The sequence below is a fragment of the Shewanella septentrionalis genome (genome assembly GCF_025370265.1).
Taxonomy (GTDB): Bacteria; Pseudomonadota; Gammaproteobacteria; order Enterobacterales; family Shewanellaceae; genus Shewanella; species Shewanella hafniensis.
Genome location: NZ_JAMTCC010000032.1, coordinates 1 through 16,359 on the forward strand (window position 1 = coordinate 1; position 16,359 = coordinate 16,359).

Genomic DNA, 16,359 nt, shown 5'->3' on the forward strand with positions numbered 1-16,359 from the left:
AATGAAGAGCGATTAAGCTGATGCAATAAAAAAGGAGCCGAGTTAAAAACTCGGCTCCTTTCGTTTTAGTACTTGAAGCGGGAGCGATACTGACTAAGAAAGCGCTATCTCTTATTGCAAGATAGTTTATTTCAAGCTCGTTCATTCAAGAACGCTTATTTCAGTTCGCCCATTTCAACCTATCCAACTTCAAGCTTGCTGTTAACGTATCGCATTCAAACAACACACTAAGTGACTAGCGACTGGTTATTGCTCGAACACTAACTCGCCACCCGCACAGCTGACCTTGATCGGTTTACCTGGTAACAAGTCGCCACGCAGTAATTTCTGCGCCAGCGGGTTTTCGACTTCTTGCTGCAATGCCCGTTTCAACGGTCTTGCGCCATACACAGGATCGAAACCAATTTCCGCAATCAGTGATAATGCGTCGTCGGTGATTTCCAATGTATAGTCCTTTTCCGCCAAACGTTGGCGTAAGGAAGCAATCTGTATCGAAGCAATACGCTTGATATTGGCAGCATCCAATGGATGGAACACCACAGATTCATCGATACGGTTTAAAAACTCGGGTCTGAAACTGTGAGTAACCACATTCATTACCGCCGCTTTCATCTCTGCATAGGTCACTTGACCAAATCCTTCTTGGATAATGTCGGAGCCTAAGTTCGAGGTCATGATGATCACTGTATTTCTAAAATCTACAGTACGACCTTGACCATCGGTTAAGCGTCCATCATCAAGCACTTGCAGTAAGATGTTAAACACATCGGGATGCGCTTTCTCGACTTCGTCGAGCAATATCACCGAATACGGTTTACGACGAACGGCTTCCGTTAAGTAACCGCCCTCTTCATAACCTACGTATCCAGGAGGCGCACCCACTAAACGCGATACTGAGTGTTTCTCCATAAACTCAGACATATCAATGCGCACTAAGGCCGATTCGGTATCGAATAAGAACCTCGCCAGTGATTTACACAGCTCAGTTTTACCCACACCCGTTGGGCCTAAAAACAGGAACGAGCCAATCGGGCGATTTGGATCCGCCAGACCCGCGCGGCTACGACGAATCGCATTCGCGACCGCATCGACGGCTTCGTTTTGGCCTATCACCCGCTCGTGCAGCGCCACTTCCATTTGCAGTAATTTTTCGCGCTCGCCTTCAAGCATTTTCGATACGGGTATTCCCGTCGCTTTCGACAAGACTTCGGCGATTTCGAACTCAGTGACCTTGTTACGCAATAACGTCATGTCCTGCATTTCGGCTTGCGATGCCAAATCGAGCTGTTTTTCAAGCTCTGGAATACGACCGTATTGCAGCTCAGACATCCGAGTTAAATCACCCGCACGACGCGCTACTTCTAAATCCATTCGAGCCTGTTCGAGATCGGCTTTAATGTGCTGAGTTCCCGCTAGTGCGGCTTTTTCAGTACGCCAGATTTCGTTCAACTCTGAAGCTTTAGCTTCAACGTCACGTAATTCCTCTTGCAGATGGTCAAGCCTGCGACGACTCGCCTCATCATTTTCTTTGGCTAACGCTTGCTCCTCCAGTTTGAGCTGGATAGCACGACGTTCAAGCCGGTCGAGTGACTCAGGTTTTGAGTCCATCTGCATGCGAATGCTCGATGCCGCTTCGTCGATCAAATCGATCGCTTTATCGGGCAACTTACGGTCCGACACATAACGGTGCGACATAGTCGCCGCCGCCACAATCGCCGGATCGGTAATTTCCACATGGTGATGCAGCTCGTAACGTTCTTTCAGTCCACGCAAAATAGCGATGGTGTCTTCAACGCTTGGCTCATCCACCAGCACTTTTTGGAAACGACGTTCAAGCGCCGCATCTTTTTCAATGTACTGACGATACTCATCAAGCGTGGTAGCACCCACACAGTGCAAATCACCACGCGCTAACGCAGGTTTCAGCATGTTACCCGCATCCATTGCGCCTTCACCTTTACCGGCGCCGACCATAGTATGCAGCTCGTCGATGAAGAGGATCACTTGACCTTCTTCCTGCGCTAACTCATTCAATACCGCTTTTAAACGTTCTTCGAACTCACCGCGATATTTAGCGCCCGCAATCAATGAGCCCATATCGAGGGATAAGACGCGCTTATTTTTAATCCCCTCAGGGACTTCACCATTAACGATACGCTGGGCAAGTCCTTCAACAATCGCCGTTTTACCCACACCTGGTTCACCGATAAGGACGGGGTTGTTTTTACTGCGACGTTGTAATACTTGGATCGTGCGGCGAATTTCATCGTCACGGCCGATCACAGGATCTAACTTGCCTTGCTCGGCTCGCTCGGTTAGATCGATAGTAAACTTCTTCAACGCTTGGCGTTGATCTTCAGCGTTCGGATCATCCACTTTTTGGCCGCCGCGCATTTGTTCAATGGTTTGCTCCATCAACTCTTTGGTCGCGCCGGCTTTTTTCAACGCTTGCGCGAGGGCATCGCCTCCTTCTAACGCAGCTAATACAAATAACTCGCTAGAGATATATTTGTCTTTACGCTTTTGCGCCAATTTATCGCACAGGTTTAATAAACGTATTAAACCTTGGGATAATTGCACATCGCCGCCGGTACCTTCGACTTGAGGTAAGCGTTCCAGCTCTTGGCTCAAAAGCGAGCGCAGCGCACTCACGCGAATGCCAGCTTGGGTCAATAAGGGATGGATTGAACCTGAATCTTGGTTCAACAATGCCATCATCAAATGCAGCGGTTCAATAAACTGATGATCACGCCCGAGTGCGAGAGACTGGGCATCTGAGATGGCAAGCTGAAATTTATTGGTCATACGATCGAGTCGCATACAGCCTCCTAAAACTCACAAAGTAGAGATATGCCAATCCACAAGATATCTTGCCAATTTAGTGGCGTTAAATCAGTACCGCTAATGAAGAGATCTTAATAGGATTGGTATTACATTTCGTTAGTTAAAAGATGGGGGCTATTTAGCCAAATTCAAGCGGATAACGCGGAAATAAATATAAATTGTAGGGGAATTAACTTAAGACTTAAGCCAGATCAACGATGCCATGCGCCCCGTCACCTTATCGCGACGATAAGAGAAGTAATCGGTGTCACTGACAGTGCAGATATCGGCGCTATAAATATGCTTGATGCCGAGTAAACTCAAGCGTAATTTAGCCAAGCCAATAATATCGGCCAGATACTTGTCACCACTGGGAATAAAACACGCTGCCCCCTGTGGATGTAACCCACAAAATGCATGCTTCACTTCGACGCCCACTTCAAATTTTTGCGGACCAATCGCCGGGCCTAGGTAAGCAATCAACTCATCCATAGGAGAACTAAACTGCGCCGCGGTGGCCTCAATCACGCCATCACATAAACCGCGCCAACCGGCATGGGCCGCTGCCACTTCGGTTCCCGCTTGATTACACAGCAATACAGGTAAACAATCGGCGGTCATTACAGCGCAAACTTGGCTCGCAGTTCGGCTATAACTGGCATCGGCAATCGGCGTATCCTCAGCCTGAGCTAAGCTTAGCGTGTCCAAATTGAGCACATGGGTACCATGGACTTGCTCAAGCCAGACAGGTTTGGCAGCTAACGCTAATTGTTTGCAGAGTAATTCACGATTAGCCATAACTTGCTGTACAGCATCACCGACATGCAGTCCAAGATTCAAACTGTCATAGGGATACACGCTCACACCGCCATGACGATTTGTCATAGCGATGCCAACATTAGCAGGAACAGGCCAATCGTGATCAAACACTTAGAGATACTCGATCGGATGCTCTACCGTGTCTTGACGCAGTGCTTTAGTCAAAATCACCATGTCTTCAGGAATTGGCGCTTGCCAGCTCATGATTTCACAACTCACTGGGTGAGCTAATTCTAGACGCACCGCGTGCAGCGCTTGGCGCTTGAAGTTTTTCAGGATATCGAAAAACTCTGGGCTCGCCGCTTTAGGCGGTTTTGGACGACCACCATACACAGGATCGCCCACTAACACGTGGCCTATGTATTCCATGTGCACACGGATCTGGTGAGTACGGCCAGATTCTAGACGTAATCTCAGACGTGTGTGGTTACGGAATTTTTCAGCAACACGATAATGCGTCACCGCAGGTTTACCTGAGTGCAGCACGGCCATGTGAGTACGTTTGGTAAGATGGCGACCAATAGGCTCATCCACTGTACCGCCACCTGTCATAGTCCCCATAACAATCGCTTCGTATTCACGAGTGATTTCACGGGCCTGCAAAGCGGCAACTAAATGCGTTTGCGCTTCAACGGTTTTGGCAACGACCATCAAACCTGTTGTATCTTTGTCCAGACGATGCACAATACCTGCACGTGGCACATGCTCAATATCAGGACAATGGTGCAATAGTGCATTCATCAAAGTGCCATCGGCATTGCCAGCACCTGGGTGAACCACCAATCCAGCTTGCTTGTTGATCACGATAATGTCGTCATCTTCATAGACGATATCCAGATCAATGGCCTGCGCCGCGGCATGGACTTCTTCTTCGAGAGTGGCGTCTATGAGTATCTGTTGCAGCTCATAAACTTTCTCGCGAGGCTTATTAACGACAACGCCGTCAACATGAACTGCATCAGATAGGATCCATTCCTTGATGCGCGTGCGCGAGTAATCTGGGAACAACTCTGCTAGGGCCTGATCTAATCTCAGTCCAGTTTGTGTTGCCGAAATCTCGCTTTTTAGATTAATCTCTTGTGTCATAGGAACCGTATCCCCATTTAGGGGTCAAAAAATGTGTGCTATCTGTTACAATCGGATGTTTTCTATTTTATAGTGAAATGGAAAAATTCTTAACTACAACTTAAAAAGAATTGAATTCAAGTATGTATAAATTTTCCAAAGGCGTTACCTTAGTCCTATTTTCACTAGCGTTATCAGCCTGTAGCAGCAGCCCTGATGATAACGATATTGCCGCCAAAACGTCACCTGATGTGCTTTACACTCAGGCAAGAACCTCTATGGAACTTGGCAATTACTCTAAAGCTGTCCGTTCTTTGGAGGCGTTAGACTCACGCTTCCCCTTCGGACCTCACAAAACTCAAGTCCAGTTAGACCTGATTTATGCTTACTACAAAATGGACGATGTCGCTTCGGGGATTGCGAACATAGACAGATTTATCCGTCTTAATCCTACCCACCCTGATATTGACTATGTGTTCTATATGCGCGGTTTAGTGAACATGCAAGCCGACAACTATTTGTTCCACGATATGCTAAATATCGACCGAACCGATCGTGACCCTAAAAATGCTCAAGATGCTTTCAAAGATTTTGATCGTCTTATCAAAACTTACCCTAACAGCAAATATGCCGCCGATGCGCAAAAACGCATGTTAGCGTTGAAGAATCGCTTAGCAAGATATTCAATCCAAGTTGCCGAATATTATCTTAAGATGAATGCATGGAGCGCCGCAGCAATCCGAGCACAATCTGTAATGGAAACATATCCTGGCACCCCTTCAAATGAACGGGCATTAGAGATAATGATAGAAGCTTATGGCGAATTAGGTCAGAGCAAGCTGAAGCAAAACGTGCTCATGGTAATGCAAGCTAACTATCCAAACAATGAAATCTTATCAAACTAGCCGAGAATGCCCCTTTAATAGGGGCATTTTTTTGCTTTGCTAGCCAAGATAACCCATCACTGGATATTGCTAAGTCCCCAGCGTGGATAGTGGTTTGACTATTTTTAGCTCGCCACTTGCAGCGTAAATGACACTTTCGTGTAAATCTTATCCAACCGAGTCACTTTTTACGTTATTTAGTAAAAATCTATTGACTCAAAACCCGAAAAGCCTTTAAATTGCGCCCGTCGCCCGAATAGCTCAGTCGGTAGAGCAGAGGATTGAAAATCCTCGTGTCCCTGGTTCGATTCCGGGTTCGGGCACCATCTTTAAATTGGTTGCTTCAGCGACTAATGTTAGAGAACTGCAATAGGTACAGTGCAGGTGTGGTGGAATTGGTAGACACGCCAGCTTCAGGTGCTGGTGCTCGCAAGGGCGTGGAGGTTCAAGTCCTCTCACCTGTACCAAATTGCAGTTCAACGAATGAAACAAAGCATTAATAATGTTTCTTCGGTTTTATGATTACTCATTCGATGAAATTTCGGATAGCCATGCAGATGTGGTGGAATTGGTAGACACGCCAGCTTCAGGTGCTGGTGCTCGCAAGGGCGTGGAGGTTCAAGTCCTCTCATCTGTACCAACATTTAAACCTCGCTTAGCGAGGTTTTTTTGTATCTAAAACAAAATAAATCCTCTGTTACTCTCCCCTCTTTCCGCTGATTTGCTATACCTAATGTTACAGACTCATCGTAGGGATAGCTCGAGCTCTGCCTAAAGGACTCTTTAGTTCACTGAGGCTATCCCATATGAACGGTCTACAAATAAAACAAAAAATGTTTATCGGCATTTTGGTCCCCCTTGCAATGTTACTGACGATTGGTTTTCTCGCCATTAATATGATGGGCAACATTGAGTCGGGTGTTGAACGCATCTATAACGACAGAGTGGTGCCGCTGGATGATTTAAAAGTGATTGCCGATAAGTATGCGGTCGATGTTATCGATGCGGTAAATAAGGCGAACGCGGGTGGTTTCAACGCCTCGCAAGCGGCTGAAGCGCTAGACAGTGCCAAATCGACTATTACTCAACATTGGCAAAAATACCTATCTACCGAGCTTACCTCAGAAGAATCCCGACTCGTAAAACAAGCCGAAGTGCTGTTCTCCCCCGCGAATCAACAGATTGATACCCTGATTTCGCGCTTAAGAGGATTAAACGGTGATGTTTCAAGCCAACTCTCAGCCAATATCCTGCCGCTGTACCAAGCAATTGATCCTATCAGTAACCAAATATCTGAACTGATTGCACTGCAAATCCGCGTGGCGGGCGAAGAAAAAGATCGTGTAAATGCCATTTATCAATCTTCAATCACTATTTTTGTGGCATTAGCCTGTGCCGCCATGATCATCAGTATTGTGATTGGACTCTGGGTCAATCGCAGCGTGATGAATCCCATTAATGACATCCTCGGTAAACTGAAAAGGATCCATCAAGACTCAGATCTCACCGTCAGATTCACCACCTTTAATCACGATGAGCTAGGGCAAATATCCACTAGCCTCACCCAAGTAATTGAACACTTACGGGGGATTCTTCATTCCATTGCCGAGGCGGCAACTACGGTCAACAGTTCGGCAAATGAGTTAAGTAGCTTCACCCAAGCCACCAATAAACGAATGCAACAGCAACAAGCCGAAACGGAGCAGACTGCAACGGCCATGAATGAGATGACGGCCACCGTTGCCGAAGTCGCCCAAAGCGCATCTGCCGCAGCGGATTCAGCCAAAGATGCCGATACCTATGCCGCCAACGGCAATAATATTGTGATGCAATCGATTAGCAGTATGTCGCAGCTTTCTGATCAAATTCAAAAAACGGCGCAGGTCATTGGATTCTTATCTAATGAAAGCCAAAACATCGGCCGCGTACTCGACGTGATAAAAAGCATTGCCGAACAAACCAATTTACTGGCACTCAATGCAGCCATTGAAGCCGCGCGTGCGGGAGAGCAAGGTCGCGGTTTTGCGGTCGTGGCCGATGAAGTGCGCACCCTAGCGCAACGCACCCAAAAATCGACTCAAGAAATTGAGGCCATGATTGCCACCCTACAACAAGGGGTTAAAGAAGCCGTCAGCGCCATGGAAATAGGTATCAATCAAGTAGATGATGCCAATGATAAAGCCAATCAGGCGGGTCAAGCACTGAAAGAAATTGTCACCTCAGTAGACAGCATCACCGAGCTGAATACCCACATTGCGACCGCCGCTGAAGAGCAAAGTAGCGTTGCCGAGAGTATAAATCGCAGCATTATTGCCATCAGCGATATCGCCGAACATTCTACGGCTTCAGCGGCCGAATTAAGTGAATCTGTGATTAATTTGACCAAACTCGCCAGCAGCATGCGCAACCAAGTGAGCGCATTTAAGCTCTAATTTAACTCAATCACCCACAAAACGACTGCAACTATTTTTACTGTTGCAGTCAAACTCCCCTCTATTTACATCATCTGTAACCCATTGAAATAGAATATTCGTTTCATCATTTCTCGATTTGCTCTCTCCTTCTATTGAACACTTCAAATGATCTCAGCCTCGTTATCGATAGCACAGATAGCAATAATCTCTATTGATCCAAATCAAATAGATCTTTAAACTCATCAAACACTCATAATATTTACATGTTAAGGATTTTCTATGTTGGACAGCCGTACTATCCAAGTTATCAAGAGCACCATTCCCTTACTCGAATCAGCAGGCCCTGCGCTGACGACCCATTTTTATGAACGCATGTTCAAACATAATCCTGAACTAAAAGATGTATTTAATTTGGCGCACCAACATTCTGGTGGTCAGCCTGTAGCCCTGTTCAATGCCGTCGCAGCCTATGCGAAAAATATCGAAAACTTAGCGGTACTGAGTTCAACGGTCGAACGCATTGCCCAAAAACATACGGTTTTTTTGATCAAACCTGAGCAATATGCGATCGTCGGCAGCCATTTATTGGCAACGCTTAAAGAATTAGGGGGCGATACGGTAACAGAAGAAGTGCTAGAAGCTTGGGCACAGGCCTATGGATTTTTAGCCAACATTTTTATTCAGCGAGAAGCACAGATTTATCAAGCGCATGCAGAACAAGATGGTGGCTGGTTGGGTGAGCGTCAGTTTGTCATTAGCGCGAAAAATACCGAGTCAGCAGTCATCACCTCCTTCATATTGACGCCTGAAGATGGCAAGCCAGTTAAAGATTTTATCCCCGGTCAGTACTTAAGTTTGAAGCTAACACACCCGAATTTGGCATATGAAGAAATCCGCCAATATTCCTTATCCGATGCACCAAATGGCACCAGCTACCGCATCAGTGTGAAACGCGAACTCGGCGGACAAGTGTCGAACCTGCTGCATGATGCGATACAAGTCGGCGACAAAATCGCAGTGATGCCACCCGCGGGAGACTTCACCCTAGAAGTCGCGGCGGACACGCCAGTAGTACTTATTTCAGCTGGTGTAGGCCAAACACCGATGAAAAGTATGCTCAATCAATTACTCAAGCTGCAACATCCAAGTACTATCACTTGGCTGCATGCCTGTGAGCAAGGCGCCGTACACGGGTTCAAACAAGCGATTCACGCCAAGCGCCAACAACATCGTAATCTGACGAGTCATGTTTGGTATCGTGAGCCAGCCCCAACCGATACGTTAGGTGAAGATTATGATTTCGAAGGTCAAATGGAGTTAAGTAAAGTCGCCGAGCTGCTGCCTCCCTACGCACGTTATTATTTCTGCGGCCCCATTGGATTCATGTCCGCCATCAAGCAGCAACTACTCGCTCTGGGTGTCGCGGCTGAAAACATGCACTATGAAGTGTTCGGCCCCCACGCCGATCTTTAATGGCATGGCACGGACTTGAGGGAATTCACGCTCAGGTCCGTTTGAATGCTTAGCTTTGCACTTAGCTTTTGTACTTAGCTTTTATGCTTAGCTTTCATTGTTAGCATGGCAAACAATAACGATAAGAACGATGAATGCTTAATGTACTTTTCTGTTCATCATTTTTAACGGATAGAGGCCACTTCAGCAGCAGTGAGTGAGCGACTTTCACCCGGAGCGAGTTTTTCATCGAGCACAATATCGCCTATCGACAATCGATGCAGGCCAACAACCGGATTGCGGAATCGACCAAACATCCGCTTGATTTGATGATACTTACCTTCATGTAACGTCACTTCAGCCACGTTATCAGCAAGGATAACCAGTTTAGCCGGTTGAGTCGTAATATCTTCAAAGCCAAAGTACATCCCTGCGGCAAATGCAGCGATGTATTCTTCGGTTATGGGATTAGCCAAGGTAACTCGATACACTTTATCGACCTTGTGTGTGGGTGACATCAGTGCATCAGACCAGCGACTGTTATTGGTTAATAACAACAAACCCGAAGAGTTTAAATCTAATCTGCCGGCGATATGCAACTCATCACGGACTTCGCAATCAAGTAAATCAATCACAGTTTTATGCTGAGTATCTTTAGTCGCACTCACGACACCAATCGGCTTATGGAGCATCACATAGACGGGCGCATTGGCCTGCAGTATGTGCTCATCGAGTTGGATGTGGGAAAACTCATCCACTTGCCTATCCATATCTTTCACTATCAATCCATCGACGCACACTCGGCCCGATAATAGCAGTTCACGCACCGCTTTACGGTGAGTGTGTAACTGGGTACAAAGATAACGATCGAGTCGGCCGCGCTTAGATTGCATAACACCACAAATGACGAAATATGAATGGGATAGCTATTCTAGCAGGATGCAAGTTCGGCTCATAGCAAGCCAATGCTGCGACTCTTTACAAAGGCAATTCAGGGCTAAATTGGATCGGACGAGGTAAAATTTGTTAAGCTAGGCGCTCAATTCATCTTACTGTGAGTGGTTACCGCATCAAAAACTTATCCGCAAGTCCCGTTTTAATACGTTCAAACCTGCTATTTTTAGCCTTGTTTTTAGTGACGCTAGCGAGCTCTTTTTTCGCCCAAGCAAACGATGCAGTTAATCACCCAGAAGCGGCTCGCACTTCTGCTATCCATGATAAACCGCTGATCGAGCGTTACGTCCTCGATGAACTTAAATCCCTTCGACACGACCAACAGGATCTCGAGCGTCGCCTCACCATCGACATCACCGACCGGGAACTCGCCGTTGCCGATAAGTCGATGAATTACGCCAATGTCACTGTGACTTACTTCTTCTACATCATCGCGGGTGTCGCCTCGTTAGTCGCCTTTATCGGCTGGCAATCCCTGCGGGAAATCAAAACGCACACCGCCAAACTGGCTGCTAACCAGCTGCAAAGTATTGCCGAACAATACGAAGAAAAGTTCAAAGTACTTGAGCAAGAACTCAAGCGTAAGAGCCGTACTATCACGGACAATAATCGCGAGATTGAGATTATCAATGAGATCCATAACCTCTGGCTACGGGCGCAAAGTGCACAAACGCCAGAGCAGAAAATTGAAGTCTATGATGAAATTCTCACGATTCGACCAGGGGATTTAGAAGCGCTGACCTACAAGGCCGACGCCGCAATGGAAATGCGCGAATTTAACTGGGCACAAAGCCTGTGTAATCGCGTCCTGGAAGTTGATCCAACAAACGCTCACGCTTTTTATCAAAGAGCTTGTGCCTTTGCTTGCTTAGGGGTTGAAGATAGAGCGATTTCTGATTTAGAGCGCGCCATTCATAACAGCGCATCCTTCAAGGAACTGGCCTTAGATGAGGCGGATTTCTCACAACTTAAAGGACATACTCGCTTCGAGACCTTATTGGCCTATCACGAACCTGAAAAGCCCTAAGCGACTAAGTTTTAAGCTCCGCACTAACGCTTGATATATGGCGTTGGCGCTCAGTGGCGTTTTATCTCATAGGTAAAGCGCCATAAATGAAGCGGTTTAAGTCCCACTAGTGAGGAATAGCCTCAATCTTATATGCACAGCGGCGTGCACCTTCGATGATATGTTCTTCGCGGCTCACCACGGCGATATCGGCGAATAATTGCTGGAAAAGTTGTAACTCTGAGCGGCAAAAGTTTAAACACTTAGTTGCTGCGGCGCAGATTGGACAATGATTTTCGAGTAAAAAATACACGCCATCTACCTGTTCCATCGTTGCCACATAACCTTCATTCGAGCGTAATTTCGCAAGGATGGCCAAACGTGTCGGAATATCTGTCGCCCCTTTCATAGCGGCACGATACTGAACTAACGCACTTTGCTCCCTGTAATCAATAAGCTTATCCAAGCCTTGGTCACCAAAGATCATTTTCACCGAATCAATTAGCTGCACCGTCAATTCCTCATGGCGATCGGCAAAGTGACTGCGGCTCTGTTCCGTCAATCCCCAGTAACGCGTTGGGCGACCACGACCTTCAACTCTATCTTCGATGTCCACATCGCCTGCGTCTTCCAAAGCTTGAAGATGTTGACGTACGCCCATAGTCGTTAACGCCAATTCCTCCGCTAAGGTTTTAGCGGTAAGTGGGCCATGTAACTTGAGCAATTGAATAATCTTATCAGTGGTTTTCATCTGAACTCTCCGATGGTAGCCAGCGCATTATCTCCGATCCAGTCCTGCTTTAACAGATTAAATAAACTTTTTTATTTACTTTATTCTTTACAAGATTAAATAAAGTAATTACCTTATAAATAATTTATAAACAAATAGGTTTACTTAATGAAATTACTCATCATCAGCACCAGCCAAAGACCCGACTCCCAAAGTGCTAAAGTCGGTCGTTATATTGCCGAAAGCAGTTTCTCATCTCCCCATGCTATGCGTTACGCCAGCATACATCACTTAGAGTTATGCCAATTTAATCTGCCATTTTGGGATGGAGAGGAAGACAACAAGGGGGAGCACTGGCCCGAAATAGAGCAAAGCGTCGACGAAGCCGATGCGCTGGTACTTATCACCCCTGAATGGGGCGGCATGGCATCGCCACTACTGAAGAACTTTTTATTGATGTGTACTCGCGAAGAAACCGCCCATAAACCAGCACTGCTAATCTCAGTATCGAACGGGATTGGCGGTACCTATCCCATCGTTGAAGTGAAGATGAATGCACTCAAAAACAATAAATTAGTGCCTATTCCCGATCACTTGATCATCCGCAATGTTAGCCATGTACTCAATGCCATACCCGAGGGAGCCCGAGATATCGCACTCAGGGAAAGAGTGCAGTACAGCTTGTATATGCTACATCAATACGCCCAAGCATTAGCGCCCATTCGTCAACAACATGCCGGACAAGCGTACCCAAAGCAGCAGGAATACTGTTACGGTATGTAAGCGGCTTGAGATTTTAACCACCAGCAACAGACTAAAATCATTACAAGGAACGCATTATGATTCATTTAGAGCATATCAACTTAGTCGTAGACGACATCCCCGCAGCACTGCGCTTTTATCAGGCGGCTTTTCCCCACTGGCGTGTACGCGGTGGCGATAAGGGCACTTGGTACGGCAAACCTCGTAATTGGATTCATTTTGGCGATGATTATCAATACATTGCTTTTAGTGATAATGGTGAGGGAGAAAACCGAGATTTAACTGGCCATCAAATTGGACTGGCGCATTTTGCCTTTGTCACCGACAACTTAGATGCTGTGATAGCAAGATTGACCCAAGCAGGATTCCCGATTGCCAAAGATGGCATGGAAGACCCCTATCGACGTAATATTTACTTCTTCGACGCCCATGGTTTTGAAGTGGAATTTGTCGAGTATTTAACTGATATTCCAGCTGAGCGAAATCGCTATTAGCGGTATTAGCGTAAGTCGTTATTAAAAAAGTGGTCAACTGCAGCCGCGAACCGTGCGAATTGGACTGAGTATTAGTTGCTAGATGTTAGGTGCTAGATGTTAGGTGCTAAGCACTATTCACTTCGCTCGGATTGCTGCTGTGCCGCTATGGCGGAATCTTTATGGGCATAAAAGTGGAGTCTGAACTGGGTATCTTCAGTCAGTAGCTCCACTTTGTGCCAATACTCGGGATGAGAAATGGCCGTTTCACCGGCGCGAATGATGATCTCTTTATCTAACTCGCCTCTGCTGCCCGTAAAGCCATAGAACTTTAAGCTACCCGTTAGCACTTGGATCTGCCCATACACGCCAGCCTTAGTATTGTGCATGTGTAACAACATTTTAGGGACGTTGTCACGGCTGAAAACCGGCGTTGATTTGTAATTAACAAAATCTTTAGGGACTAAGGCCATTATGCTTTCGCACTCCTTGAGGAACTCATGGGGATCAAATAACGCTGACGACAAGACTAATATAGCCGTTGCAGCATTTCTGTCCAACTCCCAGTGTTAGCTGCATCGAGGATATCCTTCCAACATTGGCATAGGACGCGACGTCGCACTTACCCATACTCACGCGAGCGACCTTAGCGCTTTATACGCAGCAACTTTATGCATTCGTTACTTTAGTTACTTTTATCACTGTAATCGCTACACTAGCCCGCATTAAGCAGCACCTAAAATAGATGACATTATGCCGACGCCCTATTCTTACTCAACGACCTATATTTTAGATAAAGCCCATTTCGATGAGTGCTATACCCAATCTGTCGTGTCTGATCCCACGCTCAAACCTTACTACAAAGCCATAGGGTTGGCCCTGATAGGTATCGCGCTGATCTTCGCCGACATTAGCCTGTATTTAGCTTACTTCTTCGTTGGACTCGGCGTTATCGAGGCGCTCAATGTGAAGTATCACAAGGCATGGTGGTTGATGCGTCAAATGATGAGTAAAGCGGCCAGCAATGAGGTCACGCTCACCATTGATGAGCAAGGGATTCACACTCAATCTATGTCAGTGACCAGCCAAATTTTATGGACCGACATTTACCGGATTAAGGAAACTGAAAAAGGTTTCTTGATCACCCACAAGGCAGGCACGAGCTATGTTTCCTTGCGTAGCTTAGATGATGCGGCTGCGGCCTATATTAAAACTAAAATCTAGACCCGCTAAAAAAACATCCATAAAAAAGGCTGATCTGCATCAGCCTTTTTCACTACTATCCATCGCTGAATCGTTACTTTTTCAATTCACCAACCGGTAAAATCGTGCGGCCATACTCATTATTGAGCACCTGCGCCATCGCAAAATAAATCGCACTCGCACCGCAGATGATCCCTTCAAAGCCAGCAATAGTGCCAATCAAGGCGCTACCCGTAAAATCACGCGCAGCCAGCAGGAAAAATAAGAGCGTCAAAGAAGCAAATACAAACTGCTTAGCTCGTGGATAACGCAAAGAACCCACAAACATAAATGCAGTGAATATGCCCCAAAGCGTTAAATACCAGCCCATAAAATACGTTGGGCTCGCCGCAATGCCCGTATTAGGCATTAGGATTAATCCCACTAATGTTAACCAAAACAAACCGTAAGAGGTAAATGCCGTCGTACCGAAAGTATCGCCGCGCATAAAACACATAATACCCACAATCACTTGACCAATGCCGCCGTAAAAAATCCCCATGGCTAAGATCATAGAATCAATAGGGAAATATCCCGCGTTATGGATGTTTAACAAAATCGTTGTCATACCAAAGCCCATTAAACCTAATGGCGCTGGATTAGCCAGTTTTGTAGACACAGAGTTCCCCTAGAGAAAAATCAATAATTCAATAAAAATCAACGGCATTAACCGCAAACTTTATGTTCACGCACCTGCGAGAGCCGCGCATTCTAGAGGATAGCTACAACCTTGGCAACGAAATCATTTAAAATGAATAAGTAGCAATAAATATAAAATAAAAACATACACTTAAAATAAAAAACATTAAAAATAAACCGAGTCCTAAGTTTGATTGAAAATTAATTCTTTTCAATTCAATATTCTAGGAAGAAAGTCGGCTACAACCTGCGTCATATCGCATTTTATGCGACTTTTTATAACTGCCGCATAGTTTGGTATTAAGCGCCCTTAAAACCTTAATCAAAATTAGGGCTAAAATAGCAAGAATACTGCACTTAATCGCAAATCAGTGGTTAAGGTGATTTAAGTGGCACTTTTGAAAAAACCAACTCTGTGATGCCAGATTTAGCCTATTTTAGCCTACGAAGCTAATGCAGGAGTTAAGCACGACTCACTCTGCACATAACCTTTGCACAAAGCCGTTTGCGCTGAAGCCAAACTCAACAGGTTCATCTGTTGGGATAATGACTAAAGCTAAGTCTATTGAACAGCACTTAAGCATCAGATTTACTTGAAGCGAATCAAGGGAAAATAAGCTAAAAATCCTCAACGCCAAAAGGTAAAAATTATTTATATCTAAAACAGAATAGCAGTGATAAATTGCAGATGTTGGCGCAGTGGTATTAAGAGAATGCTTCTTAATCTGTAGTTAACAATACATAACTAAAGGAAATAAAATGAATAAGTTATCAGCTGTTTTCACCCTGTTGGCATTAGTGAGCTTCACGACCCTTGCTGACGACTCATCTTTACCGCCTGCACCAGCAGCCGATATCGCTCAGCTGAAAGAAGTGTGCCAGCAGATGGCCTCTGAAGATCAAGTCGAGAATGCAGAGCTAAAACAATATGTGCTTGATTGTGTAAACGATCAACTGACAGAAATGGGCTACAAGTCGGTTACTGAGGTTAATTAATCTTCATTCTAATCCCAACGTTATTACCGCAAAAGCGCGTTCTTCAGCTTCATTCAATGCCATTTACATCTGCGAATGGCATTATTATTTTCAAGCAACA

General features: G+C 45.7%; 15 protein-coding genes and 3 tRNA genes. 11 read left to right on the top strand and 7 right to left on the bottom strand.

From position 1 onward, the window contains the following. Positions 1-246: 246 nt before the first annotated feature. The 3 genes from clpB to rluD all read right to left on the bottom strand — a co-directional run bounded on the left by clpB (position 247) and on the right by rluD (position 4,728). Positions 247-2,820, bottom strand: coding sequence for an ATP-dependent chaperone ClpB (clpB, locus tag NE536_RS16815; protein ID WP_006080593.1), 2,574 nt, complete (start codon positions 2,818-2,820; stop codon positions 247-249). Between the two features lie 198 nt (positions 2,821-3,018). Further along, entirely contained in the window at positions 3,019-3,753 is a 735-nt protein-coding gene (pgeF, locus tag NE536_RS16820; protein WP_261273404.1) for a peptidoglycan editing factor PgeF, read from the bottom strand. Further along, positions 3,754-4,728, bottom strand: a complete 975-nt coding sequence (rluD, locus tag NE536_RS16825; protein WP_006080591.1) for a 23S rRNA pseudouridine(1911/1915/1917) synthase RluD — start codon at positions 4,726-4,728, stop codon at positions 3,754-3,756. Positions 4,729-4,850: 122 nt separating this feature from the next. Here rluD and NE536_RS16830 point away from each other — a divergent pair, with 122 nt between their 5' ends. The 6 genes from NE536_RS16830 to hmpA all read left to right on the top strand — a co-directional run bounded on the left by NE536_RS16830 (position 4,851) and on the right by hmpA (position 9,478). After that, a complete protein-coding gene (locus tag NE536_RS16830; protein ID WP_006085778.1) occupies positions 4,851-5,612 on the top strand; it encodes an outer membrane protein assembly factor BamD in 762 nt (253 codons plus the stop codon). A gap of 229 nt (positions 5,613-5,841) precedes the next feature. Next, positions 5,842-5,917: transfer RNA gene (locus NE536_RS16835), tRNA-Phe, on the top strand. A gap of 54 nt (positions 5,918-5,971) precedes the next feature. Continuing rightward, positions 5,972-6,058 (top strand) — tRNA-Leu (locus NE536_RS16840). An 86-nt stretch (positions 6,059-6,144) separates the two neighbouring features. Next, positions 6,145-6,231, top strand: a tRNA-Leu gene (locus tag NE536_RS16845). A gap of 166 nt (positions 6,232-6,397) precedes the next feature. Further along, on the top strand, positions 6,398-8,023 hold the full coding sequence (locus NE536_RS16850; RefSeq protein ID WP_261273405.1) for a methyl-accepting chemotaxis protein: 1,626 nt from the start codon (positions 6,398-6,400) through the stop codon (positions 8,021-8,023). Between the two features lie 261 nt (positions 8,024-8,284). After that, a complete protein-coding gene (hmpA, locus tag NE536_RS16855) occupies positions 8,285-9,478 on the top strand; it encodes an NO-inducible flavohemoprotein (RefSeq protein WP_261273406.1) in 1,194 nt (397 codons plus the stop codon). Between the two features lie 164 nt (positions 9,479-9,642). Here hmpA and NE536_RS16860 read toward each other — a convergent pair whose 3' ends face one another. Beyond that, entirely contained in the window at positions 9,643-10,350 is a 708-nt protein-coding gene (locus NE536_RS16860; protein WP_261273407.1) for a pseudouridine synthase, read from the bottom strand. A gap of 161 nt (positions 10,351-10,511) precedes the next feature. Here NE536_RS16860 and NE536_RS16865 point away from each other — a divergent pair, with 161 nt between their 5' ends. Continuing rightward, positions 10,512-11,438: a tetratricopeptide repeat protein gene (locus NE536_RS16865; RefSeq protein ID WP_261273408.1), complete on the top strand. Its 927-nt coding sequence runs from the start codon at positions 10,512-10,514 to the stop codon at positions 11,436-11,438. A 106-nt stretch (positions 11,439-11,544) separates the two neighbouring features. Here the strand turns inward: NE536_RS16865 and NE536_RS16870 are convergent, their stop codons facing one another. Then, positions 11,545-12,168: a helix-turn-helix transcriptional regulator gene (locus NE536_RS16870; protein ID WP_261273409.1), complete on the bottom strand. Its 624-nt coding sequence runs from the start codon at positions 12,166-12,168 to the stop codon at positions 11,545-11,547. A 147-nt stretch (positions 12,169-12,315) separates the two neighbouring features. On the opposite strand from NE536_RS16870, the gene NE536_RS16875 reads away from it, so the two are divergent. Continuing rightward, positions 12,316-12,930 carry an NADPH-dependent FMN reductase gene (locus tag NE536_RS16875; protein WP_261273410.1) on the top strand — a complete coding sequence of 205 codons (615 nt, stop codon included), beginning with the start codon at positions 12,316-12,318 and terminating at the stop codon, positions 12,928-12,930. 56 nt (positions 12,931-12,986) lie between these two features. Then, entirely contained in the window at positions 12,987-13,403 is a 417-nt protein-coding gene (locus NE536_RS16880; protein WP_006080581.1) for a VOC family protein, read from the top strand. A 113-nt stretch (positions 13,404-13,516) separates the two neighbouring features. Here the strand turns inward: NE536_RS16880 and NE536_RS16885 are convergent, their stop codons facing one another. After that, positions 13,517-13,855 (bottom strand): TehB family protein, encoded by a 339-nt coding sequence (locus NE536_RS16885; protein ID WP_259567453.1) that lies wholly within the window; start codon positions 13,853-13,855, stop codon positions 13,517-13,519. Between the two features lie 280 nt (positions 13,856-14,135). Between NE536_RS16885 and NE536_RS16890 the strand changes: the two genes are divergently transcribed. Then, positions 14,136-14,606 carry a YcxB family protein gene (locus tag NE536_RS16890; protein WP_261273411.1) on the top strand — a complete coding sequence of 157 codons (471 nt, stop codon included), beginning with the start codon at positions 14,136-14,138 and terminating at the stop codon, positions 14,604-14,606. A gap of 73 nt (positions 14,607-14,679) precedes the next feature. Here NE536_RS16890 and NE536_RS16895 read toward each other — a convergent pair whose 3' ends face one another. Next, positions 14,680-15,243, bottom strand: a complete 564-nt coding sequence (locus NE536_RS16895) for an acetate uptake transporter (protein ID WP_063883700.1) — start codon at positions 15,241-15,243, stop codon at positions 14,680-14,682. A gap of 779 nt (positions 15,244-16,022) precedes the next feature. Between NE536_RS16895 and NE536_RS16900 the strand changes: the two genes are divergently transcribed. Next, positions 16,023-16,259 (top strand): hypothetical protein, encoded by a 237-nt coding sequence (locus tag NE536_RS16900; protein WP_006080575.1) that lies wholly within the window; start codon positions 16,023-16,025, stop codon positions 16,257-16,259. The last annotated feature ends 100 nt before the right edge of the window (positions 16,260-16,359 follow it).

Excerpts from the sequence above, each read along its gene's own strand:
- clpB (WP_006080593.1), bottom strand. The coding sequence starts at position 2,820 with ATGCGACTCGATCGTATGACCAATAAATTTCAGCTTGCCATCTCAGAT.
- NE536_RS16860 (WP_261273407.1), bottom strand. The coding sequence starts at position 10,350 with ATGCAATCTAAGCGCGGCCGACTCGATCGTTATCTTTGTACCCAGTTA.
- NE536_RS16890 (WP_261273411.1), top strand. The coding sequence starts at position 14,136 with ATGCCGACGCCCTATTCTTACTCAACGACCTATATTTTAGATAAAGCC.
- NE536_RS16870 (WP_261273409.1), bottom strand. The coding sequence starts at position 12,168 with ATGAAAACCACTGATAAGATTATTCAATTGCTCAAGTTACATGGCCCA.
- NE536_RS16830 (WP_006085778.1), top strand. The coding sequence starts at position 4,851 with ATGTATAAATTTTCCAAAGGCGTTACCTTAGTCCTATTTTCACTAGCG.
- NE536_RS16880 (WP_006080581.1), top strand. The coding sequence starts at position 12,987 with ATGATTCATTTAGAGCATATCAACTTAGTCGTAGACGACATCCCCGCA.
- NE536_RS16850 (WP_261273405.1), top strand. The coding sequence starts at position 6,398 with ATGAACGGTCTACAAATAAAACAAAAAATGTTTATCGGCATTTTGGTC.
- NE536_RS16885 (WP_259567453.1), bottom strand. The coding sequence starts at position 13,855 with ATGGCCTTAGTCCCTAAAGATTTTGTTAATTACAAATCAACGCCGGTT.
- rluD (WP_006080591.1), bottom strand. The coding sequence starts at position 4,728 with ATGACACAAGAGATTAATCTAAAAAGCGAGATTTCGGCAACACAAACT.
- NE536_RS16875 (WP_261273410.1), top strand. The coding sequence starts at position 12,316 with ATGAAATTACTCATCATCAGCACCAGCCAAAGACCCGACTCCCAAAGT.
- NE536_RS16900 (WP_006080575.1), top strand. The coding sequence starts at position 16,023 with ATGAATAAGTTATCAGCTGTTTTCACCCTGTTGGCATTAGTGAGCTTC.
- hmpA (WP_261273406.1), top strand. The coding sequence starts at position 8,285 with ATGTTGGACAGCCGTACTATCCAAGTTATCAAGAGCACCATTCCCTTA.